Origin of the sequence: Agrobacterium sp. El2ro-1b, from assembly GCF_048298475.1 — a bacterium.
GTDB lineage: Bacteria > Pseudomonadota > Alphaproteobacteria > Rhizobiales > Rhizobiaceae > Agrobacterium > Agrobacterium fabrum.
The window spans coordinates 991,784-1,016,900 of sequence record NZ_CP103459.1 but is presented as its reverse complement, the minus strand read 5'-3'; the positions used below and the strand labels follow the sequence as shown (position 1 = coordinate 1,016,900).

Below are 25,117 nucleotides of genomic sequence, written 5' to 3'. Positions count from 1 at the left end.
CTCATAATTCTCTTTCACCTCGGCAAGCATGTCGAGAATAGCGCGTCTCCCTCGACGGACTGAGGGAAATCTTCGATATGATCAAGACGCCGGAAGCCACCGTCTACGAAGGTATGTTCGAAGTTAGACCGGGTTCTGTCGTACGTTTCAGCAGGAGGGGGTTGTCAAAGCGTTCCTATTGGTCCCTGCAGGCCGCGCCTCATACAGATGACTATGAGGCCACTGTCAGCACTGTCCGCGAACTCCTGTTCGACGCTGTAGGTCGTCAGATGGTGGCCGATGTCCCGGTCTGTACATTATTGTCCGGTGGCTCGATTCTTCGACTATCACCGCTTTTGCAGCACTCGGCCAGACGCCGCGTCCGGTACGATCGTTTTCAGTGGACTTTATAGCCAACGTCAGCAGCTTTGAAGTTGACGCGGTGCGGGGATCGTCGGACGCTCCCTTTGCCCGTGCCTTGGCGGAGCATGTTGGTGCCGAGCATACCGAAGTCCTTCTCGACAGCAGTGACATGCTTGAACCAGCGGTGCGGGGCAAGGTTCTCAAGGCGTTGGACATGCCGTCCGTCGACTGGGGCGATATGTGGCCTTCGCTCTACCTACTTTTCCGCGCTATCAAAAAGCACTCTACGGTCGCTCTCTCGGGTGAGGCCGCGGACGAGATTTTTGGTGGCTACCGTTGGTTTCACAATCCTGCGGCCATACAGGCTGAAACCTTCCCATGGTTAACTCGAGGGTCCTCTCGTTATTTTGGCGGCTCTGGTCTCCTTTCCTCTGATCTGGTTGGGAAACTTGATATTGAGACAAACCGAAAAGAGCGCTATTTGGACGCCCTCAAAGAGGTTCCGATCCTGCCAGGTGAATCTGCCACCGATCGTCGTATGCGGGAGATCACTTATCTCAACCTCACAAGGTTCCTGCAAACACTGCTCGACCGCAACGATCGAATGAGCATGGCCGTAGGTCTCGAAGTGCGGGTGCCTTTCTGCGATCATCGGCTCGTGGAATACGTTTTCAACGTTCCATGGGCCATGAAGAACGCAGACGGTCGGGAGAAAAGCCTGCTTCGTGCTGCCGCCCATGACGTGTTGCCTAATGCTATCATTGACCGTGTCAAAACGCCCTATCCGGCAACACAGGACCCAATGTACGAAAATGGGCTTCGCAAGGAACTGGCTGAGCTTTTGTCTGATAGCAATTCCCCCGTTCAGCCACTGCTCGATTTGAAAAAGCCAAATCCTGGGTCGCACAGACCGAGGGCGCGGTGAGTCAGCCATATAATCGTGGTAGCCTGGAAGCAACTTTGTCTTTGAACAGTTGGATGCGGGACTATTCAGTCGAGCTGTCCGTATAACCGACAGCATTGAAACGCCGCCGGATAAGAATAATCCCATCGGTCGCCATATCTTACAAAAACCAGGGAGCATTCTCAGTGGGCAATAATGCCATAGGCAAGACTGCCAAAGACAGATACGTTGATGAAATTCGACAATGGCGAGCAGACCGCCTTAAAAAATTGCTGGAACCATCCGGCTGGTTGAGTCTTGTTGGTTTCCATTGGCTATCCTTGGGGACGCATCGCCTCGGCCGCGCACAGGATAACGACATCGTTATACCTCAATGCCCTCCCTATCTTGGCGTGTTGACGCTCACCGAAAAAGGGGAGTTGTGTTTTGTTAGCGATCCGGGTGCTGATGCAACAATCGATGGGAGATTCCTCGGCACCGCACAAATTTTTTCCGATGGCGATGCCCCGTATCCTCAATCGACGATTAAGACGGGGTTTATTAGGCCGTGGACTCATTATGGCGGAGAGTGAGACGAATACACGCCAGCTTGGTCATGGCGAGAAAGTTCATGCCTAGCTTGTCGTAGCGCGTCGCAATCCGTCGGTAACATTTCAGTTTGCTGAAGAAGCGCTCGATGAGGTTCCTCTTTTTGTACAGCCAAGGGCTGAAGACGAGCGATGTCTTCCGATTGGATTTGGGCGGAATGTTTGCCCAAGACCGCTTTGTTTTCACCTTTGCGCGGAGCCAATCGGCGTCGTAGGCTTTGTCTGCCAGAAGCATGGCACCTACGGGAAGACTATCGAGTAATTCGTCCGCCGCGGTCAGATCATGGGCATTACCAGGTGTGATGGTGATCTTGATCGGCAGTCCGTTTCCATCAGTCACGGCATGGATTTTGGTGGTAAGTCCACCGCGACTTCGGCCAAGGCAGCGATCCTGATGGTCAGCCCTGAGCGTTGCCGCTAAATGATGCACGCGAACCGAGGTGCCATCGATCATCGTGACGCCGTCATCAGACGGGCGCGTGATTGCCTCCATCAGCCTGTCCCAGATTCCAGCAATGGTCCAACGCCTGAATCGATTATAGCACGTTGTGTACGGACCATATCTTTCCGGTAAATCACGCCAGGGGGCACCTGATCGTAGAACCCAGAAGATGCCGTCGAGCACCCGTCGGTCATCGACGCGAGGCACGCCTCGCGGCTTGTTAGGCAGGAGTGGCGAAATCATGCGCCATTCAAAGTTGGTCAGATCATAACGGCTCATCCCTGAATCTGAATCAGGTGATGCGACTACACGAAAGGCACGAAACTGAAGTGGGAGCGCCGATACAGTCCGTCAACTTGGGAAAAACGACCAATCCTCGGCCATGAATTCGAGCGTTTCATCGCGGAAATAATATAGAAAATGCCGAGAACTGGCGGTGTCTGCACCGATCTTTTCCCAAGACACGGCATCGCGGTCTCGGCATGGCTCTGAGCGCATTCAAACGCATTAGCCGCTCAATACGATGGAGGCCACAGGGTATCCGCGCCATCGTCGAGCGGGACGTGCGCGAAATCGCCGATGTAGAGCGTCTCGATCAGATGCCACAATTGCTTCGTGCGCTCGCACATCATTCGGGACAATTGTTGAATTTCACCCAACTTGCGGGCCAGGTCGGTCTCGATGCCAAAACTGCACAGCGCTACATCGGGCTCTTTGAAAACCTGTTCCTTGTGCGCCGCATCGAACCATGGTTTCGCAATCCGTTGAAGCGTCTGGTAAAAACGCCCAAACTCGTTTTTCTGGATAGCGGGCTTTTGGGAGCCTTGACGGGATTGACCGCCAATCGGATCGTCAATGATCGATCACTCTTCGGCACTTTACTCGAAACCTTCGTCGCCAACGAGGTACTCAGGCTTGGTACATGGAGCGACATCCATCTGAATTTCTATCACTATCGGGACAAGGATCAGGATGAAGTCGACATCATTCTGGAGAACGAAGTCGGCGAGATCGTTGGGCTTAGAGTTAAAGCCGCTGCCACGGTAACGCCACAGGACTTCAAGGGGTTGCGGAAAGTCGCCACAGCAACAGGCAAAGCGTTCAGGGCGGGGTTCGTCCTCTACGACGGAGACAAGATACTGCCTTTTGGGGAGAAAATGGCAGCGCTCCCACTTTCTTGTCTGTGGAGCGACTGATCGCCGGCAACGGCGCTTAAGGCGATCCGCACCACGGGAGATTATCGAACCTCCAGGAGGCCTGCATCCCGGTACCTCTGCGTCCGAAAGCCCAGTGTGACGAGGCCGCGCCTGACGTCCGCCGCATTCATGAACAAATCCCAGATAAGGCCGCTGCGGTGGTTTTCCATCATCGCAACCACCGGGCCCTGATTGATGGCGAGATTCGTTTTTGAAACCCAGCCGGTGGACGGCTCGAAGGCATCCATCAGACCGAAACGGCCCATCAGCGCGCCGCCACGCCAATGCAGGAAACGCATGGCCGCCTGTTTTGATCGAGCCGGGAGGAACGGCATGCTGGAGAGCGCAGCTGTCGTGGCAATAATCCCATGATCGTCTGTCGGAGAATTGACGGCATAGCCTTTCGACCCATCACAGGCAGACAGACCCCATCCGTCTTCTGGCGCATAGCGGGTGCTGCAATAGCGATAGTTGATGAGGCTATGCGCATGGACCTGCTCGAGATAATCGCTGCAATAGGCATCACCCAGACCTCGCGGATCGAGAGTGCAGAACGAATAGTGCGACAGGAAAAGCGGACCTCCATAGGGCTCGCCGAGCGGAAGCCTGACGCCAAGATATCTCGCGCCGTTTCGGATTTCGCCATCGCGCGCCCAGCCGGAGTGGTAGGAAGCCGGGTCTATCGCATGTGCGGCCGATCCTGCCGCAAGCACATAAGTGACCAGAGCCTCATTCCATCCCACAATCGGCAAGTTCTTTGCCCAGCCAAACCGGGAGCTCCAATGCCAGAAGAGAGGGCCGGGCTTTCCTTTCGTAAACCAGTCCCACTCCACCGTCTCCACGATGTCGGTGACGGACCCTCGCAGATCGATTTCGCCTGATGTCTGCTCGTCAAAGAACTCGCGGGCGCAGATCAGCGCCTGAACCAGAAGCGCAGTTTCGACAAGATCGCCGCCGTCGTCAAACTTCGCAAATGGAATTGTCTTGCCGCCGGAGGTGTGGACAAAATGGGGAAAGGCGCCGTGAAATCTTTTCACCGCGCCGAGAGATCGCAGCATCAGGTTTGCCCGATCTATCGCCTCCTGCCTCGTGATCCAGGAACGGTAAGCGCCGACGGTCAGTGCCAGAAATCCGAAGCCAGCCCCTGATATTGACGTTATTTCGTGGATCGGCTGACCCTCCGATCCCATCCGGTCTCTCGGCAGCCCGCTCTCAGGATGGCTTCCGGACCAGAAATATTCGAAGGTATTGTGATGCAAATCATCGAGTTGAGCAGAAAATTCGTCCGTCACTTCCAACCTCTGATGCCCCACAGCAAAATCAGGAGCAGATGAGCAGGCAGGCTTATCCGACTCGGCAATTGATTCCAAATACACAGGCAGGGGTGGCGAAAATCGGGCTCGTCGGCAAAATCCGGAAGGCCTCCCCCTCACGCGACTGGAACATCGTCGGGTAAGGTTGGTTGAAGTGTTCGACCACATCCGATCATATAGGATAAGTTAGAGACCGAAGCTCCCATGATCCTGTCCATTTCCGACCTCAGAAAAACCTATCAGACCGCCGAAGGCACCATCCCGGTTCTCAATGGAATCGATCTTGCCGTTGACGCAGGCGAGAGCCTTGCACTGACGGGAGAATCGGGCAGCGGGAAAAGCACCCTCCTGCATCTCGCTGGCGGCCTTGATGTGCCTGACAGCGGCATCATCATAGTGAACGGCCGCACGATAACCGATCTCAATGACAAAGACCGAGCAAAGTTTCGCCGGCATGACGTCGGCCTGATTTTCCAGCAGTTCAATCTGATTCCGAGCCTCGATGTCGGCTCCAATGTCTCTTTCCACGCAAAGCTCGCGGGCCGTTTTGATCCAACGTGGGAAAAGACATTGGTCGAAGCCCTCGGAATTGCAGCGCTACTTCGCCGCTATCCGGAGCAGCTCTCGGGCGGGCAGCAGCAAAGGGTTGCGATCGCGCGGACGCTTGCGGCAAAACCGCCGTTGATCCTTGCGGACGAACCGACCGGCAATCTCGACGAGAAAACCGCAGATACCGTCATCGACATCATGCTGCGACTGACTTTGTCAGCGAAGATGGCGCTTCTGCTCGTCACCCATTCCAGCCGGCTCGCAGCGAAACTTGATCGGCGCATCACGCTCAGCGGCGGGAATGTTGCGCAATGAACTCGGCCGCCTTCAAGGCACTGCTTTCGCACTGGCACCACAGGCCCCTGCAATTCCTAACGCTTGTGATGGGCGTGGCGCTCGCGACAGCTCTATGGTCTGCCGTACAGGCCATCAATGCCGAGGCGCGCGCGAGCTACGACAGGGCGGCCTCGATATTGTCTCAAAACCAGCTGGATCAGTTGGTGGCCAAAGACGGCGGCACGATACCCCTGGAAACCTACGCGAAGCTTCGTCGGGCCGGCCTTGATGTCTCTCCGGTCATCGAAGGCCAATATCGGTTCGGATCGACGCGCATCAGGCTCATCGGGATTGACCCGTTGACGATGCCCTCGGACGGAGCGCTTCTTCCCGCCTCGGATAGATCCGGACTGATCGATTTCATGACGGCGCCGGGCGTGATGATCGTATCGCCGGCGACGGCCAGTACCTTGAAGAATACGGCGGGTCTTGCCGTCAGAGAGACGACCAATATCCCTGACGGGGCGGCTTTCGTCGATATCTCCACCGCTGCCCGCATTCTCGAACGCAATGGAGACCTCAGCCGGTTAGTCATTTCACCTTCACAAGGCCAGGATCGCCAGACGATCGGGCTCATCGCGCCCGAGCTCACAATAAGAGAGGCGGGCGGACGGCCGGATGTTGCGCGGCTCACTGACAGTTTTCATCTTAACCTCACGGCTTTCGGTTTCCTTGCTTTTATCGTGGGTCTGTTTATCGCCTATTCTGCAACCGGGCTGTCATTCGAGCAGAGGCGAGGCACGTTCAGAACCATGAGATCGCTTGGGGTCTCCTTGGGCTCACTCACGACGATGCTCGTTATCGAGATCACGCTTTTCGCTCTCTTATCCGGCGCCGTTGGCGTCGTACTCGGCTATGTCATTGCTTCTGCGCTCTTGCCAGGCGTTGCCGCGACGCTCGGCGGGCTTTACGGCGCAAGTGTTGCGGGCTCACTTTCCATCAGGCCCGAATGGTGGCTGGCGGGTCTTGGCATGGCGCTCATCGGCACGTGGCTCTCCTCGCTGCAACATCTCTGGCGTGTCTGGCGGATGCCGGTATTATCGACAGCGCATAGCAGGGCATGGACAATGGCATCGGCCAGAGGGCTGGCGCTGCGGGCGACAATCGGCATATTTCTGATAGCGTTGTCCGGCCTGCTTATCTGGACTGGCGGCGGGCTCCTGTCGGGATTTGCAGTGCTGGCCGCGCTTCTGCTGGGCGCGGCATTCAGCCTTCCGCCTTTTCTGGCCTTCGTCATGAAGGTGGGCGAACGAGTATCCCGGCCCATCCTCGTGCGATGGTTTTTTGCCGATACGCGCCAGCAATTGCCCGGTCTTTCCCTGGCATTGATGGCATTGTTGCTTGCCTTATCGGCCAATATCGGCGTGGGGACGATGGTCTCAAGCTTTCGGGAGACGTTTCTCGGTTGGCTCGATCAGCGGCTTGCAGCGGAGGTCTACGTGACGGCTCGAGACGAGACGGAAGCCGCGCAGCTTCGCCGATGGTTTCCCGATCATACACGGGCAGTGCTGCCCATCTGGAGCACCAGGGGTGAAATTTCGGGAGAGCAGGTGCAGGTTTTCGGTGTGGCCGATGATGCCACCTACAGGGATCATTGGCCCTTGATCCTTGGCTCCTCGACGACCTGGGATGAAATTGCAAGCGGCCGGGGAGCGCTCGTCAATGAGCAGTTCTGGCGGTCCGGCAAGGCTTCGCCTGGGCAAAAAATCAGCCTGCCGGGCGGCTGGAGCGCTACTGTCGTCGGCGTATTTTCGGACTACGGCAATCCGACCGGCCAGGTGATCATCGGCATCAACGCTCTTGTTGAGCACTATCCGGCTGTTGAAAAATTGCGATATGGCCTTCGTCTGGCGCCTGCGGACCTGGCCGATTTCCGACGACGCCTGATAGACGAATTCGGTCTGCCAGAGGCCAATATCACTGATCAGGCTTCGCTCAAACGGCAATCCGTGGCGATTTTTGAACAGACCTTTGCGGTAACGGGAGCCCTGAATATCCTGACACTTGCTGTTGCCGGGTTTGCGATGTTTTCAAGCCTGTTGACGCTCGCTTCGCTGCGATTGCCGCAACTGGCTCCCGTCTGGGCGCTCGGACTTCGCCGTCGTGATCTGGCATGGCTGGAGTTTATCCGCACACTCGCTCTGTGGTTCATCACGTTCGTCGCCGCCATCCCCGTCGGCCTGGCTTTGGCCTGGGTTCTTTTGTCGATCATCAATGTGGAAGCGTTCGGATGGCGGCTGCCGATGACCCTCTTCCCGATGGAATGGCTGAAACTTGGCCTTGTCGCCCTTGTCGCCGCCGTCGTTTCGGTTTTGATCCCTGTCCGTCGATTGGCAAAAACGACCCCCACAGATCTCCTCAGGATATTTGCCAATGAACGCTAAGCGCATCATTCTACTTCTCTTCACCTGCTGTCTTTTGACGCCGGCAGTAGCGGTAGCGCAGGGTTTCGCTGGCCTCGGGTCGAATGCCGAAGGTTTCAGCGTTCCACGAAGAGGGGTGCCGCTGGCTTTTCCGCGGGACCATGGGCCGCATCCGGAGTTCAGGATCGAATGGTGGTATGTTACGGCAAATCTTCAGACAGCGGACGGCGAGCAGCTAGGGGCTCAATGGACGCTTTTTCGTTCGGCGCTCCAACCCGGCGCGCACGCCGGATGGGCGGATCCGCAAATCTGGCTGGGCCACGCCGCCGTGACCACCGCCAGCCGTCATTACGTTGCTGAAAGACTGGCGCGCGGCGGGGTCGGACAGGCAGGTGTCGAAATCGCTCCTTTCGAGGCATGGATAGACAATTGGGCTATGAAGACCGCCACGACCGGACTTGCCGACCCCCTCGATAAAATTGATCTGAGCGCCGGCGGCGAAGGTTTCCATTATCAACTGAAACTTCAGGCAAGCGGCCCGCTGGTTCTTCAGGGAGACAGGGGTTTCTCGGTCAAATCAGCCGCCGGGCAGGCCAGCTACTATTATTCCCAGCCCTTCTACGAGGTCAGCGGCAACGTGGAACTTGAGGGGCGGGTCCAGCGGGTGACAGGCAAAGCCTGGCTTGATCGTGAATGGTCGTCCCAGCCGCTCGCTTCCAATCAGACGGGATGGGATTGGTTTTCCCTCCACCTCGCATCCGGCGAAAAAATGATGGCGTTCCGGCTGAGAGACGATGAAGGCGGATATACCTCAGCTAACTGGATTTCGGCCGATGGAACGACATCGCCGATCGATCCTGAAGATATTCAGATTTCGCCTTTGCGGACCGCAACTGTGAACGGAAAGGCGGTTCCGGTGGAATGGAACCTGAAGATACCGAGCCGGGGTCTCGATATCAAAACGATGGCGCTTAACGAGCAGGCATGGATGGCGACCTCGACCCCTTATTGGGAGGGGCCGATTGAGTTTACGGGAACCGCCTCGGGGCGAGGCTATCTGGAAATGACTGGCTATTGAGATCGGCTGCCCGTATCGCCGCCGTTTGGTTTGAGACGTTCAAAAATCTCGATAGTTACGGCAGATCAATCTGCGAACGGCACGGTGACCTCGTTTGCCCAGGGACCATCCAGATATCGCCACAGATCGAGCCCCACAATCGTGATGTCGTGAGGCGAGAAGTCGCCTGCAAGCTTGTGAAAAAGCTCGTCCGCCTTCGCTCGCGAGGCCTTGTTTTGAACCGTTATGTGCGGCCGCCACGCCTGCATGTCTTGGGAGCCGAGCCATTGCACGAAGTCGCTCCGTAGGGCGTCACGAAGTGAGTGCAGCTTCACGTTTTCAATCGTGAACGCGACGCCGGCTCCGAGGTGACGGACACCGCTAACGTTGGCCGAAATCGCGCCGGTATTTTTTGCAACGGAACGAAGGCTCTCGACAATGATGTCAACATATTCGCCGGGCAGCCGGTGAAACATCGTCAGATGCGCGCGCAGGAAATTACGGTCTGGAGGGAAATGTTTCTGACGAAGCAGATCGAAGGGCATGAGATCGTGCTCTGCAATGCGGGCTGTCAGGATCATCGGATGGCGTGTCTTCAAATTAGCGGACCCCGGCTCGTCAGGTAAAATCAAATCGATCAGAAAAGCGACTGCTGGGTGGTGATGGCCACTGTGGCTGGCTCCGCTTTGCCTCGCCGTATGAGCTCGGTCTGGGCACTGAAGCGAATATCCGTATCACGGTCGCCGAGGAGGCGGTCCCAGCTCTTGCCGCGGTCAGAACCCGCCGGAACCCGCGGCAGCAAGCCAGGCTCGGAACTCCACGACAGTAGCTCATCCAGCGAAGTGGCATTCAGTTCGTCGCGGAGATGATGGGCAGTGATGTAAGCGTCGGGCATCGCTCTGTGGGCCGGAAGGCCGATCTCGTGGACCAGCCCTTCGGGCCTTCGCAGATAACGCAGCATCTGGTTGGAAAACCTTGGCAGCTCCGGCCAGACCCGCAATGCGCATTTCCAGGTGCAGATCCAAGGCGTGGCCCCAGCCAGTCTTGGTGTGCAGTAACGCTGCTCGAAGGCGGCCCGATGGGCTGCAAGCGCAACAATCGGGTGATGCGGTCGCAAGATGCTGGGTGCGATGGCTTTCCAGAACGGGGCGCTTGCGACGTCGTCATCCTGGATATGATGGATCGCCATTGTATCGACTGAAATCGGCCGGCCAGGGCTGACGAGTACCGAGCCGCGCGCCTGCGAAACCTGCCACCGGCCATCCTCGCCTTGAACGACGTCCTGCCACCCGATCTCGCAGACGTCGTTGGGCCCATTGCCGGCAGTTTCCAGATCGATAACGCGAATACAAGATGGGGACATTTCGGCTTTCACTGCTGGATGCGTTCGAGGTTCCTTTGATTACAAACCCAGGCCGAGTTGCGATTGTTCCTCGCCGCGGGCTTCCTTTTCATTTGTGAGCGACGATAGCGTCACACCTAGGAGCCGGACCGGCCGCTTGAACGGATAGACACCGGCCAGCAAGGCGTTGGCCGCATCGAGAATGTGTTCGACGCCCGAATAGGGGAGGGAAGATGTCCTGCTCCGCGTCGCCTGGGTGAAGTCGGAATACTTGATTTTCACCGTCACCGTCTTGCCGCTGAAGCCCTTGGCCTCGCAGTATGACCAAACCTTTTCGGCAAGTGGCCGCAGCTCGCTGCTTGCGAGATCAAGATCGCTGATGTCGACGGAAAAAGTGTCTTCAGCACCGACCGACTTGCGCACCCGGTCGGGCCTGACCTCCCGATCATCGATGCCCCGCGCGATGCCATAGAAGTACGGGCCCGACTTCCCAAAATGCTGCACCAGGAACTGCAAGGACTTTGCCCTCAAATCCGCGCCGGTCTCGATACCAAGCCGGTGCATCTTTTCCGCCGTAGCCGGGCCGACGCCATGGAATTTCTTGACCGCGAGCTGCTCGACGAAGGCCAGACCGTTCTTCGGCGTAATCACCGTCTGGCCGTTCGGCTTGTTGAGATCGGACGCCATCTTGGCGAGGAATTTGTTGTAGGAGATACCAGCGGAAGCGTTCAGTCCGGTCAGCGCCTTGATGCGGGCGCGGATTTCCAGAGCGATCTCGGTCGCAATGGGCATATCCTTGAGATTTTCGGTGACGTCGAGATAGGCCTCATCGAGTGACAAAGGTTCGATGATTGGTGTGTATTCCGCAAAAATCTCGCGGATCTGCTGCGACACGGCGCGATAGACTTCAAACCTGGGCTTGACGAAGACCAGATCAGGGCATTTTCGCGCCGCCGTGACTGACGGCATGGCCGAGCGCACGCCGAACTCCCGCGCCTCGTAGCTTGCTGCTGCAACGACACCACGGGCAGCCGCTCCGCCAACAGCCAGCGGTTTACCACGAAGCTCCGGATTGTCGCGCTGCTCGACCGACGCGTAAAAGGCATCCATATCCACATGGATGATTTTCCTGACGGTTGAGACGGTGGTTATATCCATGGCGGTTAAGAGTCACTGATGGAAACGAAACAGGAACATAGCAGCTTCCGACGCGGCATCCAAGTGCTGGCGATGTTTGGTAGACCATCAATGTAAGCGGCGACACGGTAGGATGTCGATGCCGGGCTTCTTGCCTGAACATCAAGCGAGAAGTTTCGGCGCCTTCCGGAGCGCTTCCGACCAGACCGCGTAGCCTGCCGTGTTCAGGTGAACCAGATCGGGCAGATAATAGCGGAACATCGGCAGGCCGTTCTCCCCCATAAGGCCGGCGTTAGGGTCCAGCCAGGTGGTGCTGTCGCAGTTTTTGCACCACTCCTGCGCCATGCGGTTGAAAAGGTCGAATTCGTCGCGATAAATCCAGCGCGCGGGGCTGTGCTTGATGGCTAGAACAAAAACCTGTGCCTGTGGCAGTTCCTGCAGGATGTGATGCCGAAGCTCCTGAAGATGCCGCAGCGCCGTGGCCGCCTTGAGGCCATCGCTGGCTATATCGTTCTCGCCGAAATAGAGCGCCACTCTTTGCGGTCTCAGAGGGAGCAGCAGTTTTTCCAGATAGTGAACGGCTGAGAGACAGGTGCCCCCGCCAAAGCCGAGATTGACGATGTCGAGTGTCCCCAGATCCTCGGCGATGGAACTCCAAATCCGGAAGGATGAAGAGCCATAAAAGGCAATCGGGTCTGCCGACAACCCGAGGCGCTGAAGGCGCATCAAGATGGTCAGGACATCGTTTTCGTGGCGGCTGGTGCCGATGCTGTCCGGGAAATCGTACATGTTCGTCCTCGGTATTTCTCATGTGGAAGCCGAACACTGCGTGTCTGGCCGGCGTTTCCCATTCAAGAAAGCGTTTTTTGCAGAACGGCCAGGGCTCCCTTCGTCAATGCGTCGTCTGCACCTGCTGATGTTGTAAGACCGAATACTTCCGCCGCAATCAGATAGAGATCGTTTAGCCCGTCATTGCCCACAATCGCCGCATCGTCACCTTCCGCGTACCATCCCGCATCGCGGGCCTGCCGAAATTCCTGTCCGATGACTAGCCCGCGGACATAAGACCGCAGCTGCTGTGTCGTGAGTTTGCCGGCGAGCCCGCCGGTGCGTGACGAAAACAGCAGTGACAGCATGGCTGCGGATTTTTGGGCCTCTTTCAAACCCCACAGGTACGCCTCCGGATCGTCGACCGGCGGCTGCGTGGCACCGCGCGCGATGAAGGAATGATTGATGAGCAGGTTGAAGATTTCACCGGTCACGAATGTCTGGAAACCGTCGATCCGTCTCGCCTTCACCCGCGCCCATTTGCTGTGGGTTCCGGGAATGATGAGGGTGGCGTCTTCGCCAAGGCCGTGGCCGACGATCTGGGTTTCTTCGCCGCGCATCACGTCGGGAAAGGGCTGGCGGGCGGGATCGTTGAGACCCGGCAGGAAGACGAGATCGGACCCGTTCGGCAGCGACCTGCGCACCGTGCCGGCGGCAAGTTCCGCCGGGCCTGCCGGGCACGGCACATAAGCGACTTCGACCCAGCCATTGCGGCTGGTGATCATGCCCAGCGCCGCGACGGGCAACGCCCCGTGGCGCGAGAACCACGGTGCGAGTGCAGCCATCAGCGCCGCCTCGTGTTCACCCTTGCCAAGGCTCGAAATACCGTCGGCGGTTTCCAGATGATCAAGTTCTTCGCCGCCTTCACCAACGAGCGCCGCCCTCAGTGATGTCGTTCCCCAATCAACGATGATCGATGTCGCCGCTGCTGCCATGTCTTGAACCTCCTCGTTCATTTCATCTTGGGGCTTGTCATAGGGTGCGAGTCTATGTAGTGTCAATTAGTGAATTCAAGGTATCAATATATGATACTTAATTGGGAGGAGAAAGATGGTGGCTGGCCTCAAGGGGATTTTGCCTGTTCTGCCCACGCCGTTTCTGGCTGATGGCGGCATTGACGAAGCGGGTATGAAGCGGCTGGTGGTCTTTGCGCTCGACAAGGGCGTGGATGGTGTCGTGTTTCCCGGTTTCGCCAGCGAGGTGGAGACTTTGAATGCCGCCGAGCGCGCAACGCTCTTGAAGATCATCGTGAATGCAGTGGCCGGCCGGGTGCCGGTCGTGGCGGGCGCCAGTGCGGCCGACTGGCGTGAGGTGGTCGAGCATGGGCGGGCGGCATCGGCGCTTGGCATTCGCCACCTGATGGTGCAGCCGCCCAAATCGGTCGGCACGGATGCGCCGGCGCTGATCAAATTCCTCGGCATGATCGTCGAGGCGCTGCCCGAGGTTGAAATCATCCTGCAGAACGCCCCTGCGCCGCGCGGCTCCGACCTTTCGCCGCAGGCGATCGTGGAAATCGTGCGCGCCCTCCCGCAGGTAACCTATGTCAAGGAAGAAACGCTTCCCGCCGGCCCGGCCATCAGCCACATCATCGCCCAAGCCCCTTCGACGCTGAAGGGCGTCATCGGCGGCGGTGGCGCGCGTTACATTCTCGACGAATATGCCCGCGGTGCTACGGCTGCCATGCCGGCGCTGGAGATCGCCGAGGAACATGTGGCCATCGACCGGGCGCTTGTTGCCGGGCGGCAGGAAGAGGCTCGCCGGATCTATGTCCGCACCCTGCCGCTTCTGGTGTTGCAGGCCGTCTATCGGATGCGGCTGACCAAATATGTGCTCGCCCGTCGCGGCGTGATCGACGGCGTCAGCGTGCGTGCACCGACACCCGAGCTTGATGCGGCGGCGCTTGCAGATATCGACGCCAATCTGGTCGAACTCGGCCTCGTTGCCGCGGAGGCCGCATGAACAGCCCCATCGCAACCGTCGAAGTCTTCACGCTGACCCAGCCGCGCAAGGTTCCCTATCTTGGCGCGCTCAGGGAAGGCGAGGTGGTCAATCCCAACGGCTATATCGTGCGCAAGGGTAACCGCACGGTCTACCCCACCTTTGATCGCAGCGTGCTGGTGCGCATGACCACCCGGGCCGGCACTGTCGGCTGGGGCGAGACCTATGGCATCGTCGCCCCCGGCGCAGTCGCCGCCCTCATCAATGATCTTCTCGCCGGTTTCGTGATCGGCCGCGATGGTTCCGATCCTTCGGCTGTTTATGACGACCTTTACGACATGATGCGGGTGCGCGGTTATACCGGCGGCTTTTACGTCGATGCGCTCGCCGCGCTCGATATCGCGCTCTGGGATATTGCCGGGCAGGAAGCCGGCAAATCGGTTCGCGATCTTCTGGGCGGCGGCGTCGACAGCTTTCCGGCCTATGTTTCCGGCCTGCCTGAAAAAACGCTGAAGGCGCGCGGGGAACTGGCGAAATACTGGCAGGATCGCGGTTTCAACGCCTTCAAATTCGCAACGCCGGTGGCCGATGACGGCCCGGCTGCGGAAATTGCCAATCTCCGGCAGGTGCTTGGCCCGCAGGCGAAGATCGCCGCCGACATGCATTGGAACCAGACGCCGGAACGGGCGCTTGAACTGATTGCCGAAATGCAGCCCTTCGACCCGTGGTTCGCCGAAGCGCCCGTCTGGACGGAGGACATTGCCGGTCTGGAGAAGGTTTCGAAGAATACCGATGTGCCGATTGCCGTCGGCGAGGAGTGGCGCACCCATTGGGATATGCGCGCCCGCATCGAACGCTGCCGCATCGCGATCGTGCAGCCGGAAATGGGCCATAAGGGCATCACCAATTTCATCCGCATCGGTGCACTTGCCGCCGAACGAGGCATTGACGTGATCCCGCACGCCACCGTCGGCGCCGGTATTTTCCTTGCCGCCAGCCTGCAGGCATCATCGACATTGTCGATGCTGAAGGGACACGAATTCCAGCACTCGATCTTCGAGCCGAACCGCCGCCTGCTGGAAGGCGACATGGATTGCCGCGAAGGCAGGTATCACCTGCCGTCAGGACCGGGACTTGGGGTAAGACCGTCGGAGGTGGCGCTCGGTCTGATTGAACGTATCTGATTTGGTTTTTTGGAGGAGGAAACCATGACCAAAAGAATGAAAAAGCTGGCGCTCAGCACTGCAACTGCCGTTTTGATGACCATGGGCGCTGTTGCGCCTGCCATGGCCGATACCGTGCTGAAGTTCATCTCCTGGCAGACCGACGATGCCGGAACGGGTGAATGGTGGCGCTCCGCCATTGCCGCCTTCGAGAAACAGCATCCGGGCGTGAAGATCGAATTCACCAAGGCGGAGCGCAGTTCCTACGCGGATACGATGACCACGCTTTTTGCCGCCAACCAGCCGCCTCAGATCGTGCATCTCGCCTCCTTCGAATTCCAGATGTTTGCCGATAGCGGCTGGCTGGAACCGCTCGACCCGTGGCTGAAGAAGGACGGCATCGACATGACCGGCTGGGCCGGCCAGCAGAAATGCGAATGGAACGGCGAAACCGTCTGCATCATGACCAACTATTTCGGTTTCGTCATGGCCTACAACAAGAAGCTTCTGGAAGATGCGGGCGTTGCGGTTCCGAAGACCTATGACGAGTTTCTGGCCGCGGCAAAAGCGACGACCAAGGATCTGAACGGCGACGGCATCATCGACCAGTTCGGCACCGGCCATGAAACCAAGGGCGGTCCGGGGCAATATCTGACGGAAATGCTGAACTATATCCTCGACGCCGGTGCTTACTGGACGGACAAGGACGGCAACATCTCCATCGACACGCCGCAGATGGCCGAGGGCCTTTCACGCTGGAAAACCGTGATGAAGAGCGGCATCAGCCCGGTGGACATGAGCGCCAGCGACGTGCGCAAGCTGTTTGCCGATGGCAAGATGGCCATGCGGCTCGATGGACCGTGGCTTTATGGCACGACCGAAAAGGGTTCGGCCAAGAGTGACATCGTTTATGTCGCGCCGCCGCTTCATCCGCCGCTTGGCGGCTCGTCCAACGTGCTGGCCATGCCGGCCGATATTCCCGATGACCAGAAAGCGCTCGTCTGGGACTTCATCAAGCTGACGATGTCTCCGGAATTCCAGCGCAGCTACGCCACCCTTGGCGGCAACACCCCGCCAAGCCCGAAGGCGGATGTCTCGGGTGTCGAAAAGACCATCCCGCATTTTCCGGTGCTGATCGAAACGATGAAGGCCGCATCCGAGGCGGGTATCGACCGCATTCCGACCGGGCTTGAGCTTTTCTACAACGAGTTCAGCAAGATGGTGATGGAAGAAAGCCAGCGGATGATCATTCAGGATCTCGATCCGGCGGAGGTGGCGAAAACCATGCAGGCAAAGGCCGAAGCCATCAAGGGTTGATCCCCCATTGTCCTGCCATGGCCCGCAAAGGGCCATGGCGATCATTCGCATCCGGCAGGAGGACCATCCATGACCGAACCCGTTCGGGCTGGGCGTCGCAAGTTCTTCGATCTTGCGCGTCCCAGCCGGCAACATCTCCTCGGCTATATTCTGATCGCGCCCGCGGTCCTGATGGTTGCCGCCATCATCGTCTGGCCACTCGTTCTGGCCATCGACCTGTCGTTCCAACAGGTGAAAATACCGAGACTCGGCGGCGCCAGCCGGCCGTTTTCGCTGAGTAACTACACTTGGCTGTTCTCGTCGCCGGAATTCTGGCTGGCCTGCTGGGTGACGCTGAAGCTGGTCATCGTCGTCACCGCCGGCAGCGTTGCGGTTGGCCTCAGCACGGCGCTTCTGGCCAATAACCGTTTCAAGGGCCGCACCGTCGCGCGGCTGGGAATGGCGCTGCCCTGGGCGGTGCCGGAAATCATCGCGGTCGTCATCTTTGCGTGGATGTTCGACACCTCCTTCGGCCTGTTCGGCTGGCTGGCGATCAAGCTCGGTTTCACCGACCAGATGATCCCATGGGTCAGCAGTTCCACGGCCGCCTTCTGGGCAGTGGCGATCACCATGGTGTGGAAGGGTTTTCCTTTCGTCTCGATCATGTGTCTGGCCGGCCTGCAGTCCATTCCCGCCGATTATTATGCGGCGGCGAAGGTCGATGGTGCGAGTGTGTGGCAGCGTTTCCGCTGGATCACCATGCCGCTTTTGATGCCGGTGCTGGGCGTGACGCTGGTGCTGACCCTGCTTTGGGTATTCCGCGACTTTTCCATCATCAAGGTTCTGACCGGCGGCGGGCCGCTGCGTTCGACCCAGACGCTGTCGATCATGACCTACGATCAGGCCTTCCAGTATCACAATTTCGGTCGTGCCGCCGCCGTCGGCGTGCTGACGCTGGTGATCTGCATCGTCGCGAGCCTCCTGATGCTCGGCCGGCGTTCGAAATCCATCTATTGAGGAGGCTTTGATGAAACGGACATTTTTACAGAGCCTTGCGCTTTACGCGACTGTGATCTTCACGCTGGTGATGATCCTGTTCCCGGTCTACTGGTTGCTGGTCACGGCACTTTCCACCACCGATGAACTGTACCGCCTGCCGCCGACCTTCTGGCCGGACGATCCGCAATGGGACATCTTCGCCCGCGTCTGGGCGGCAAAACCGATCCTGCTGTGGCTGTGGAATTCGATGCTGGCGGCCATCGGTTCGGTGGCGCTGTCGATGCTGGTCTCGGTCAGCGCCGGTTATGCGCTGTCGCGTTATTCCATGCGGGGCGGCGCGACCATGGGTCTCTTCGTCCTGACGGCGAAGATGCTGCCCGCGACGCTGCTCGTCATTCCGCTGTTTTCGATCTTTTCCAGCTTCGGCCTGATCGGCAGCCTGTGGACGCTGGTTCTGGCGCATTCGACAATGATCATTCCTTTCGCCACATGGATGCTGAAAGGCTATTTCGACACCATTCCGAAGGAGCTGGAACAGGCTGCCATGGTCGACGGCTGCTCGCCGATCGGCGCGATGGTGCGTGTCGTGCTTCCCATCGCCACACCGGGGCTTGCCGCCACCGCACTTTATGCCTTCGTGCTCAGCTGGGCAGACTATGCCTATGCGCGCACTTTCCTCGTCAACTCGCCGGACAACTGGACGGCCAATCTCGGCATCACCACGATGCAGGGCGAATATGTCACCTACTGGAACGACATTTCCGCCGCATCCGTGTTCATCGCGCTGCCCATCATCGCAATCTACCTGTTCCTGGAACGTTATTTGGTCGGCGGCCTCACCGCTGGCGCGGAGAAATAAGCATGGCCAATATTTCCATTTGCAACGTCAGCAAGTCCTATGGAGCGCTTAACGTGCTCAGGCCCTTTTCGCTTGAGATCGAGAACGGCGAGTTCGTGGTGCTGGTCGGGCCTTCCGGCTGCGGCAAGTCGACGATGCTGAAAATCCTTGCCGGTCTCGAGCCGGCAAGCGAGGGGCAGATTTTCATCGGCGACAACGAAGTGACGGATCTGGCGCCGGGTGACCGCGACATCGCCATGGTGTTCCAGAACTACGCGCTTTATCCGCACCTCACCGTTCGCCAGAATATCGGCTTCGGCCTGAAGATGCGCGGCACGGACAAGGCAGAGATCGACCGCCGGGTTGATGATGCGGCGCGCATTCTGGAAGTCACACCCTATCTCGATCGCAAGCCCAGGGATCTTTCGGGCGGCCAGCGCCAGCGCGTGGCGCTTGGCCGTGCCATCGTGCGCCAGCCGCAGGCCTTCCTGATGGATGAGCCGCTGTCCAATCTCGACGCCAAGCTGCGCGTCCACATGCGTGCCGAAATCGGCGCATTGCACAAGCGCATCGGCGTCACCACCGTTTATGTGACGCATGATCAGGTTGAGGCGATGACGATGGCGGACCGCGTCGTCATCATGCAGGGAGGCATCATCCAGCAGATCGCCGCACCGGATGAGCTTTTCAACAATCCGGCCAATCTTTTCGTTGCCGGTTTCATCGGCTCGCCGGGCATGAATTTCCTCAATGCGGAACTGCGCGGCGGCGCGGTGACCCTGTTTGGGCAACAGGTCTCCCTGCCGGGTGCTGTCGGCCGGGAGGGCAGCGTGATCGTCGGCCTGCGGCCGGAACATCTCGTTCTGGGCGATGCGCCTGTTACCTTCGATGTTCGTCCAACGCTGGTGGAAAGCCTGGGATCGGAAAAATACGTCTATTTCGATGCGGAGGGTGCAAGGGTCGCTGACGGTGAGGAGGGCAAGTCCAAGGGGCTGATCGCCCGCGTCTCGCATACCGGCAGCCTTCCCGGCAATGAGGCGCTCCGGCTCGGTTTCGATCCGGCCCAGCTTTATCTCTTCGATGCAAAGACCGGAGCACGGCTATGATCCTCGTCACCGGATCGGCAGGCCGCGTCGGCCGTGCCGTTGTCGCCGCCTTGCGCGCACAGGGCCGCACTGTTCGGGGTTTTGATCTCAGGCCATCGGGAACCGGCGGCGAGGAGGTCGTCGGATCGCTGGAGGATGCGCAGGCACTGTCAGAAGCCATCAAGGGCGTGAGCGACGTCCTCCATCTCGGCGCCTTCATGTCCTGGGCTCCGGCGGATCGCGACCGCATGTTCGCGGTCAATGTCGAAGGCACGCGCCGGCTTCTGGATGCGGCTTCGGCGGCCGGCGTGCGGCGGTTCGTTTTCGCCTCCTCGGGCGAGGTCTATCCGGAAAACCGGCCGGAATTCCTGCCGGTCACCGAGGACCATCCGCTTTGCCCCAATTCACCCTATGGGCTGACCAAGCTTCTGGGCGAAGAACTGGTGCGCTTTCACCAGCGAAGCGGCACGATGGAAACGGTGATCCTGCGGTTTTCGCATACACAGGATGCGGCGGAACTGCTGGATGAGGAGAGTTTCTTTTCCGGTCCCCGGTTTTTCCTGCGGCCGCGCATTCGCCAGCAGCAGAATTTCGGAAACACTGCCATCGCCGAATTGCTCCAGTCCCGCGATATCGGTGAGCCGTCGCACATTCTGGCGCGCAACGAAAACGGCCGACCGTTCCGGATGCATATAACCGATACGCGCGACATGGTGGCGGGCATTCTGCTCGCTCTCGATCACCCCGCGGCGGCGGGCGGGACCTTCAATCTGGGTGCCGACGAACCGGCCGATTTCGCCGCGCTTCTGCCGAAAATTGCGGTGCTGACCGGCCTGCCCATCGTGACAGTCGATTTTCCCGGCGACGGCGTTTATTACCATACGTCCAACGAGCGGATCAGAAACACTTTGGGGTTTGAGGCGGAATGGACGATGGACCGGATGCTGGACGACGCGGCGGCCGCACGGCGGCAGCGACTCGCGAAGGAGCAGAGGCGATGAAACCGGAGACGCCGGGCGGCACGGCGGCACTGGCCAAGGGGCTGACCTTGCTTGACATGGTCGCCGATGCGCCCGAACCGCCGCGTTTTGCCGAGTTGTTGCGCGCCTCCGGTCTGCCGAAGCCGACATTCGCGCGCATCCTGCGCACCCTCATCGCTTATGGCCTCGTCCGTCAGGATGAGGCCCGCGGCACCTATGTTCTCGGTCAGCGTTTTCTGGAAATGTCCCACAAGGTCTGGGAGAGCTTCGATCTCGTCTCGGCGGCGACCCCGGAACTGGAGCGACTGGCGGCTGAACTGGGGGAGACGGTTGCACTGTGCCGGCTTGACGGCACCATGACGCAATATCTCGCCGAACGTTCGCCGAACGGTCTTTCGGTGCGCGTCGAGGTGGGACGCCGCGTTCCCCTGCATTGCACCGCACCGGGCAAGGCGTTGCTCGCCTTTCAGGATCCCGCCGTCGGCCGCGCCCTGCTGGATCGCCTGACGCTCGATCTGCAGACACCCAAAACCATTACCAGCCTCGATGCGCTGCAGGCCGATCTGACGCTGACGCGGGCGCGGGGTTATTCGATTTCCTACGAGGAGCATCTGCCGGGGGTGAATTCGGTCGCCGCCCCTGTCATGGGCCGGGACAATACGCCGATGGGCGTGCTCGTTGCACTCGGGCCGTCATCGCGGCTGGATTCCTCCAATATCCATCCCGCTGGACGTGAATTGATTGCCGCCGCCCGCCGCATTACCGGTGCCGCCGGGGCCGTGGCGATCAGCTCGCGGCCACGTCCGCGCTCGGCGACGGGCCGCCCCAGCGCCGAACTCAGCTGTATTCTGCCATGGGGTGCGCAGCTGGGGGAAAGCCCCGTCTGGCACGAGGGGGAAAACGCGCTCTACTGGGTGGATATCCTGCATCCGGCAGTGCACCGCTTCGATCCCGCCACTGGCCGCAACGAAACCTGCGAGACAGGCAAGCTGGTCAGCGCCGTCATTCCGGTGACCGGCGGGCGGTTGCTGGTGGCGTCGCAGGATGGCGTCGAATGGCTGGATTTCGCCTCCGGAAGGCTGACAGCCTTCGTCAGCCCGGAAGCGGGCATCGCCGACAACCGCCTGAACGACGCCAAATGCGGGCCGGATGGCGCGATCTGGGTCGGCTCGATGCGCATCGATGCTTCCAAGCCCACGGGTGCGCTTTATCGTATCAACGCAAACGGCGCATCCGAGCGCAAGGAAGGCGGCATCATCGTGTCCAACGGTCTCGGCTGGAGCCCCGATGGCAGGACCTTCTATTTCGTCGATACCGTGCCCGGCCTCATCCACGCCTATGATTGCGATCCGGCGACGGGTGCCTTGTCGCAGCGCCGAGAATTCGCCCGCATTCCCGTGGCCGATGGCCGGCCGGATGGTCTGGCTGTGGATGCCGAAGGTGGTGTCTGGTGCGCCATCTGGGATGGCTGGTGCGTGCGCCGTTATCTTCCAAACGGCAAGCTGGACCAGGTGATTGACATGCCGGTGCCGCGCCCTTCCAGCATCGCCTTTGGCGGGCCTGATCTGTCGACGCTGTTCATCACCAGCGCCCGCACGCGCCTGCCGGCCTCCACACTCGCCGATGCGCCGCTCTCCGGCGGCCTGTTTTCCTGCCGTCCGGGAATTGCCGGCGCGCGCATATCGCTGTTTGAAGGATAAAGCATGCGTCTCGAAAGCGTCTTTGGATTGAAGGGTCGCACGGCGCTCGTCACCGGTTCAAGCCGTGGCATAGGCGCCGCCATTGCCGAGGGGCTGGCGGGCGCTGGCGCCCATGTCATTCTGCACGGCGTAAAGCCGGGTGCCGCAGCTGCCGTGCAGCACCGGATCGTCGCAGGCGGCGGCACGGCGCAGGAACTGGCAGGCGATCTTTCCCAGCCCGGTGCCGGTCGTGATCTCATCGAACGGGCCGAGGCGATTGCACCGGTCGATATTCTTGTCATCAATGCCAGTGCCCAGATCAACGCCGTGCTGTCGGAACTGACGCCGGACGATCTGGCCTTTCAGCTGGCGGTCAATCTGGGCTCGACGGTAAATATGCTGCAAGCGGCCCTGCCGCGCATGGCGGGCCGCAAATGGGGCAGAGTGGTTTCCATAGGATCAGTCAATCAGTTGCGGCCTAAAAGCGTGGTTACCGCTTATGCGGCAACGAAGGCTGCGCAACACAATCTGATCCAAAGCCAGGCAAGAGATTACGCGCGCGATAACGTGCTGCTCAATACCCTTGCGCCCGGCCTCATCGATACGGACCGCAATGCCCACCGCCGCGTTGAGGATCCGGACGGCTGGAATGAATATGTAAGCGCACTGAACTGGATGGGGCGGGCCGGACGACCGGAAGAGATGGTGGGGGCAGCTGTCTTCCTGGCGTCGGAGGCGTGTAGTTTCATGACGGGCGAAACGATTTTTCTCACCGGTGGTTATTGATTGGGCGCATGGCGAAAAAAACGCCGGATGTCCCAAACGTCGGTGCTAGCAATGCAGCTTTTGCGGAGATTGCCTGGAGAAGCCGGTCATCTGCCTCGTTGTTTTTTCAGCTGTTGAAACGAAATCTTCGCTGGCACATTTTCTCGGCGTGCTGAAGCAGTCAACAAGCTGCGTGAAACGATTGCTTTGGAAAGGGATCTTTCCATCAATACCCTGAACTATCGCCAAAATGCCTCGAAGTTTTGGAATGCGGTTTTTGTCAGCCCCGCGCCATTCACTGCCCCTTCGGCTCGATAAAGTCCCGAGGCATTGGGGCAGCAACCCTGTTCACTCCATTCGCCAATGCTCCAACTCGGCAAGTGTAAAGCGCGGCGTTATATGCTGGGGGCAGTTCCAGTCGAATGCCTCCACGGCGATGAGCACAAGACGTTCCACACGAGCGGGATAGCCGGGCAGGGTCAGCCTCTCTGCCAGCAAAGGATCATCTTCTGCGTCGATGATCCGCATGTGGGCAAAGATTTTCAGGCGTTGCCGGTGCGCGTAGTCCATCAGGAACAGTGAGACGCGGTCATTCGCTGTTATATTGCCTGTCGTGATGTATTGTCGGTTCCCGCGAAAATCCGCAAAGCCCAGCAGTGTCGGGTTGAGAGTGGTGAGGAAACCGGCCGGTCCGCCCCTGTACTGGACGTAAGGCCAGCCCGTCTCCGAGACACTGGCGAGATAAAAACCGTCGCGCGCTCGAATGAAGGCTGTTTCTGCCGGACCGAGGCGTTGGCTCCGGGCCGTTTCATCAGCGTCACTGCGCGCCGCAATCCGCGCCCATTGCTCCGCACTTCCATACTTATCCTGCGCGGCCACGACGGAAGGAGTCGCGGCAATATCGAGATATTTGCTCATTTCCACCTGCCTTTCCAGATGCCCGAAACCGGCCTTAGTCTTGCAAAGCCCAGTCCGCGACCTGCCAGCGGATTTGTCCCCGATCGGCAACGATGTGACCTAGCCCCGGGAACGGCATGTGCGTCGCGGCTATGAGCGTGCCTTCCGAAGCGGCGCGAGGAAAGAAGCGTTGGCGCATCGCCTTGGCCGCTGCCCGGTCCTGTTCGAACAGAAAAAACACATCGGTCGCTCCCGGATGTACGACCGGGAAGATCATGTCTGAAACCATGACAAGGCTCTTTCCCTCATCCTCCACCCGAACACCGATGTGACCGGGTGTGTGGCCGGTCAGGTCGACAATCGAGACGCCGCGCATAATTTCGCGCTCTCCGTCGATCGCCTGAAGTCTGGGATAGAGGCGCACCACCTCTTCCGCCATCTGAAAGCTGGTTTGAAGATAATCAGGCGCGCCGCTACGCTTGGCCGGGTCGGTCCAATGCTTCACATCGCGCCGATCGATATAGACCTCCGCGTTCGGATAGTTGTTCCTGCCGCCGGCGATCAGGCCGCCCATGTGGTCCTGATGCATGTGCGTCACGATCACCGCGTCAATTTGATCAAGCCGCAGACCGAGCCTGGCGAGGGCTTGCGGCAGGTTGCCGGTTTGCCCGATCGAGCCCGCGGCACCGGCATCAATCAAGATGCGGCGTTGGCCATCATCGACAAGATACTGATTGAACAGAAACCGCACTCCGCTTGGCCTGGCGGTGAACTGGGCGGCAGCCGCCTGTTCCACCTGGACCGGTTCCCGTCCTGGGAAAAAGTTGTAGGGCATATCCGCATAACCATCCGTCAGCGCCGTTACTGTAAAGCGGCCGATGCGGATCTGCGCCAGCGGCAGTACGCTGGCCAGCCTGGCGACCTGGTCCGGTGTTGCGGCGACGGCCTGCGCGCTATGGATGAGTCCTCCCCCGAGGAGGCCAAGAGGAAGAGCGCTGGCGAAGGCACGACGCGAAAGATAGGGCATGATGTCTTTCTCCTTATTGTGGCAATGAGGGAAGGCCCCCGACATCATCAAAGC

The 25,117-nt window shown here is 59.3% G+C and carries 23 protein-coding genes and 1 pseudogene; 15 read left to right on the top strand and 9 right to left on the bottom strand.

Features of this window, described 5'->3' with window-relative positions; genetic code table 11:
* Positions 1 to 77 precede the first annotated feature (77 nt).
* Positions 78 to 1,267: pseudogene (locus NYR50_RS18895) on the top strand (asparagine synthetase B family protein).
* Between the two features lie 164 nt (positions 1,268 to 1,431).
* Positions 1,432 to 1,818 (top strand): hypothetical protein, encoded by a 387-nt coding sequence (locus tag NYR50_RS18890; RefSeq protein ID WP_418137850.1) that lies wholly within the window; start codon positions 1,432 to 1,434, stop codon positions 1,816 to 1,818.
* Here NYR50_RS18890 and NYR50_RS18885 read toward each other — a convergent pair.
* A complete protein-coding gene (locus NYR50_RS18885) occupies positions 1,787 to 2,554 on the bottom strand; it encodes an IS5 family transposase (RefSeq protein WP_418137849.1) in 768 nt (255 codons plus the stop codon). The genes NYR50_RS18890 and NYR50_RS18885 overlap by 32 nt on opposite strands.
* Positions 2,555 to 2,838: 284 nt before the next feature.
* Between NYR50_RS18885 and NYR50_RS18880 the strand changes: the two genes are divergently transcribed.
* Positions 2,839 to 3,471, top strand: a complete 633-nt coding sequence (locus NYR50_RS18880; protein WP_418137848.1) for an ATP-binding protein — start codon at positions 2,839 to 2,841, stop codon at positions 3,469 to 3,471.
* A gap of 41 nt (positions 3,472 to 3,512) precedes the next feature.
* Here the strand turns inward: NYR50_RS18880 and NYR50_RS18875 are convergent, their stop codons facing one another.
* Positions 3,513 to 4,661: a glucoamylase family protein gene (locus NYR50_RS18875; protein ID WP_418138274.1), complete on the bottom strand. Its 1,149-nt coding sequence runs from the start codon at positions 4,659 to 4,661 to the stop codon at positions 3,513 to 3,515.
* Between the two features lie 327 nt (positions 4,662 to 4,988).
* On the opposite strand from NYR50_RS18875, the gene NYR50_RS18870 reads away from it, so the two are divergent.
* Genes NYR50_RS18870 through NYR50_RS18860 form a run of 3 tightly spaced genes read left to right on the top strand, consistent with a single transcriptional unit; the run spans position 4,989 to position 9,110 of the window.
* Entirely contained in the window at positions 4,989 to 5,648 is a 660-nt protein-coding gene (locus tag NYR50_RS18870; protein ID WP_418137847.1) for an ABC transporter ATP-binding protein, read from the top strand.
* Positions 5,645 to 8,053: an FtsX-like permease family protein gene (locus NYR50_RS18865; RefSeq protein ID WP_418137846.1), complete on the top strand. Its 2,409-nt coding sequence runs from the start codon at positions 5,645 to 5,647 to the stop codon at positions 8,051 to 8,053. Before NYR50_RS18870 ends, NYR50_RS18865 begins: the two co-directional genes overlap by 4 nt.
* Positions 8,043 to 9,110, top strand: a complete 1,068-nt coding sequence (locus NYR50_RS18860; RefSeq protein ID WP_418137845.1) for a lipocalin-like domain-containing protein — start codon at positions 8,043 to 8,045, stop codon at positions 9,108 to 9,110. Before NYR50_RS18865 ends, NYR50_RS18860 begins: the two co-directional genes overlap by 11 nt.
* Positions 9,111 to 9,175: 65 nt before the next feature.
* On the opposite strand, the gene NYR50_RS18855 is transcribed toward NYR50_RS18860, so the two are convergent.
* From NYR50_RS18855 to NYR50_RS18835, 5 genes are all read right to left on the bottom strand, one after another.
* Positions 9,176 to 9,688, bottom strand: a complete 513-nt coding sequence (locus NYR50_RS18855) for a 2'-5' RNA ligase family protein (protein WP_418137844.1) — start codon at positions 9,686 to 9,688, stop codon at positions 9,176 to 9,178.
* 38 nt (positions 9,689 to 9,726) lie between these two features.
* Complete coding sequence (locus NYR50_RS18850) at positions 9,727 to 10,464, bottom strand: exonuclease domain-containing protein (RefSeq protein ID WP_418137843.1); 738 nt, start codon at positions 10,462 to 10,464, stop codon at positions 9,727 to 9,729.
* Between the two features lie 27 nt (positions 10,465 to 10,491).
* Complete coding sequence (gene dinB, locus NYR50_RS18845) at positions 10,492 to 11,589, bottom strand: DNA polymerase IV (RefSeq protein WP_418137842.1); 1,098 nt, start codon at positions 11,587 to 11,589, stop codon at positions 10,492 to 10,494.
* A 141-nt stretch (positions 11,590 to 11,730) separates the two neighbouring features.
* Positions 11,731 to 12,357 carry a GDSL-type esterase/lipase family protein gene (locus NYR50_RS18840; protein ID WP_418137841.1) on the bottom strand — a complete coding sequence of 209 codons (627 nt, stop codon included), beginning with the start codon at positions 12,355 to 12,357 and terminating at the stop codon, positions 11,731 to 11,733.
* A 62-nt stretch (positions 12,358 to 12,419) separates the two neighbouring features.
* Positions 12,420 to 13,331, bottom strand: coding sequence for a 2-dehydro-3-deoxygalactonokinase (locus tag NYR50_RS18835; protein WP_418137840.1), 912 nt, complete (start codon positions 13,329 to 13,331; stop codon positions 12,420 to 12,422).
* 115 nt (positions 13,332 to 13,446) lie between these two features.
* On the opposite strand from NYR50_RS18835, the gene NYR50_RS18830 reads away from it, so the two are divergent.
* The 9 genes from NYR50_RS18830 (at position 13,447) to NYR50_RS18790 (ending at position 23,160) form a co-directional block, all read left to right on the top strand.
* Entirely contained in the window at positions 13,447 to 14,355 is a 909-nt protein-coding gene (locus tag NYR50_RS18830; protein WP_418137839.1) for a dihydrodipicolinate synthase family protein, read from the top strand.
* Complete coding sequence (locus NYR50_RS18825) at positions 14,352 to 15,518, top strand: mandelate racemase/muconate lactonizing enzyme family protein (RefSeq protein WP_418137838.1); 1,167 nt, start codon at positions 14,352 to 14,354, stop codon at positions 15,516 to 15,518. Before NYR50_RS18830 ends, NYR50_RS18825 begins: the two co-directional genes overlap by 4 nt.
* Before the next feature lie 24 nt (positions 15,519 to 15,542).
* Positions 15,543 to 16,814, top strand: a complete 1,272-nt coding sequence (locus tag NYR50_RS18820; RefSeq protein WP_418137837.1) for an ABC transporter substrate-binding protein — start codon at positions 15,543 to 15,545, stop codon at positions 16,812 to 16,814.
* A gap of 69 nt (positions 16,815 to 16,883) precedes the next feature.
* Entirely contained in the window at positions 16,884 to 17,810 is a 927-nt protein-coding gene (locus NYR50_RS18815; RefSeq protein WP_046800464.1) for a carbohydrate ABC transporter permease, read from the top strand.
* Positions 17,811 to 17,820: 10 nt separating this feature from the next.
* The gene (locus NYR50_RS18810; RefSeq protein WP_046800465.1) at positions 17,821 to 18,651 is read left to right on the top strand and encodes a carbohydrate ABC transporter permease; all 831 of its coding nucleotides are present in this window, start codon (positions 17,821 to 17,823) and stop codon (positions 18,649 to 18,651) included.
* 2 nt (positions 18,652 to 18,653) lie between these two features.
* Positions 18,654 to 19,736, top strand: a complete 1,083-nt coding sequence (locus NYR50_RS18805) for an ABC transporter ATP-binding protein (RefSeq protein ID WP_418137836.1) — start codon at positions 18,654 to 18,656, stop codon at positions 19,734 to 19,736.
* Positions 19,733 to 20,716, top strand: coding sequence for an NAD-dependent epimerase/dehydratase family protein (locus NYR50_RS18800; protein ID WP_418137835.1), 984 nt, complete (start codon positions 19,733 to 19,735; stop codon positions 20,714 to 20,716). The genes NYR50_RS18805 and NYR50_RS18800 overlap by 4 nt, the downstream gene beginning before the upstream one ends.
* A complete protein-coding gene (locus NYR50_RS18795; RefSeq protein ID WP_418137834.1) occupies positions 20,713 to 22,395 on the top strand; it encodes an SMP-30/gluconolactonase/LRE family protein in 1,683 nt (560 codons plus the stop codon). Before NYR50_RS18800 ends, NYR50_RS18795 begins: the two co-directional genes overlap by 4 nt.
* A gap of 3 nt (positions 22,396 to 22,398) precedes the next feature.
* Complete coding sequence (locus NYR50_RS18790; protein ID WP_418137833.1) at positions 22,399 to 23,160, top strand: SDR family NAD(P)-dependent oxidoreductase; 762 nt, start codon at positions 22,399 to 22,401, stop codon at positions 23,158 to 23,160.
* Between the two features lie 327 nt (positions 23,161 to 23,487).
* Here the strand turns inward: NYR50_RS18790 and NYR50_RS18785 are convergent, their stop codons facing one another.
* Positions 23,488 to 24,057, bottom strand: a complete 570-nt coding sequence (locus tag NYR50_RS18785; protein ID WP_418137832.1) for a pyridoxamine 5'-phosphate oxidase family protein — start codon at positions 24,055 to 24,057, stop codon at positions 23,488 to 23,490.
* Positions 24,058 to 24,091: 34 nt separating this feature from the next.
* Entirely contained in the window at positions 24,092 to 25,063 is a 972-nt protein-coding gene (locus tag NYR50_RS18780) for an MBL fold metallo-hydrolase (protein WP_418137831.1), read from the bottom strand.
* Positions 25,064 to 25,117 lie beyond the last annotated feature (54 nt).

What these genes read in the sequence shown, in the direction of transcription:
- NYR50_RS18885 (WP_418137849.1), bottom strand. Translation starts at nt 2,554, where the DNA reads ATGAGCCGTTATGATCTGACCAACTTTGAATGGCGCATGATTTCGCCA.
- NYR50_RS18875 (WP_418138274.1), bottom strand. Translation starts at nt 4,661, where the DNA reads ATGGGATCGGAGGGTCAGCCGATCCACGAAATAACGTCAATATCAGGG.
- NYR50_RS18870 (WP_418137847.1), top strand. Translation starts at nt 4,989, where the DNA reads ATGATCCTGTCCATTTCCGACCTCAGAAAAACCTATCAGACCGCCGAA.
- NYR50_RS18865 (WP_418137846.1), top strand. Translation starts at nt 5,645, where the DNA reads ATGAACTCGGCCGCCTTCAAGGCACTGCTTTCGCACTGGCACCACAGG.
- NYR50_RS18860 (WP_418137845.1), top strand. Translation starts at nt 8,043, where the DNA reads ATGAACGCTAAGCGCATCATTCTACTTCTCTTCACCTGCTGTCTTTTG.
- dinB (WP_418137842.1), bottom strand. Translation starts at nt 11,589, where the DNA reads ATGGATATAACCACCGTCTCAACCGTCAGGAAAATCATCCATGTGGAT.
- NYR50_RS18840 (WP_418137841.1), bottom strand. Translation starts at nt 12,357, where the DNA reads ATGTACGATTTCCCGGACAGCATCGGCACCAGCCGCCACGAAAACGAT.
- NYR50_RS18835 (WP_418137840.1), bottom strand. Translation starts at nt 13,331, where the DNA reads ATGGCAGCAGCGGCGACATCGATCATCGTTGATTGGGGAACGACATCA.
- NYR50_RS18830 (WP_418137839.1), top strand. Translation starts at nt 13,447, where the DNA reads ATGGTGGCTGGCCTCAAGGGGATTTTGCCTGTTCTGCCCACGCCGTTT.
- NYR50_RS18825 (WP_418137838.1), top strand. Translation starts at nt 14,352, where the DNA reads ATGAACAGCCCCATCGCAACCGTCGAAGTCTTCACGCTGACCCAGCCG.
- NYR50_RS18820 (WP_418137837.1), top strand. Translation starts at nt 15,543, where the DNA reads ATGACCAAAAGAATGAAAAAGCTGGCGCTCAGCACTGCAACTGCCGTT.
- NYR50_RS18815 (WP_046800464.1), top strand. Translation starts at nt 16,884, where the DNA reads ATGACCGAACCCGTTCGGGCTGGGCGTCGCAAGTTCTTCGATCTTGCG.
- NYR50_RS18810 (WP_046800465.1), top strand. Translation starts at nt 17,821, where the DNA reads ATGAAACGGACATTTTTACAGAGCCTTGCGCTTTACGCGACTGTGATC.
- NYR50_RS18805 (WP_418137836.1), top strand. Translation starts at nt 18,654, where the DNA reads ATGGCCAATATTTCCATTTGCAACGTCAGCAAGTCCTATGGAGCGCTT.
- NYR50_RS18800 (WP_418137835.1), top strand. Translation starts at nt 19,733, where the DNA reads ATGATCCTCGTCACCGGATCGGCAGGCCGCGTCGGCCGTGCCGTTGTC.
- NYR50_RS18795 (WP_418137834.1), top strand. Translation starts at nt 20,713, where the DNA reads ATGAAACCGGAGACGCCGGGCGGCACGGCGGCACTGGCCAAGGGGCTG.
- NYR50_RS18790 (WP_418137833.1), top strand. Translation starts at nt 22,399, where the DNA reads ATGCGTCTCGAAAGCGTCTTTGGATTGAAGGGTCGCACGGCGCTCGTC.
- NYR50_RS18785 (WP_418137832.1), bottom strand. Translation starts at nt 24,057, where the DNA reads ATGAGCAAATATCTCGATATTGCCGCGACTCCTTCCGTCGTGGCCGCG.
- NYR50_RS18780 (WP_418137831.1), bottom strand. Translation starts at nt 25,063, where the DNA reads ATGCCCTATCTTTCGCGTCGTGCCTTCGCCAGCGCTCTTCCTCTTGGC.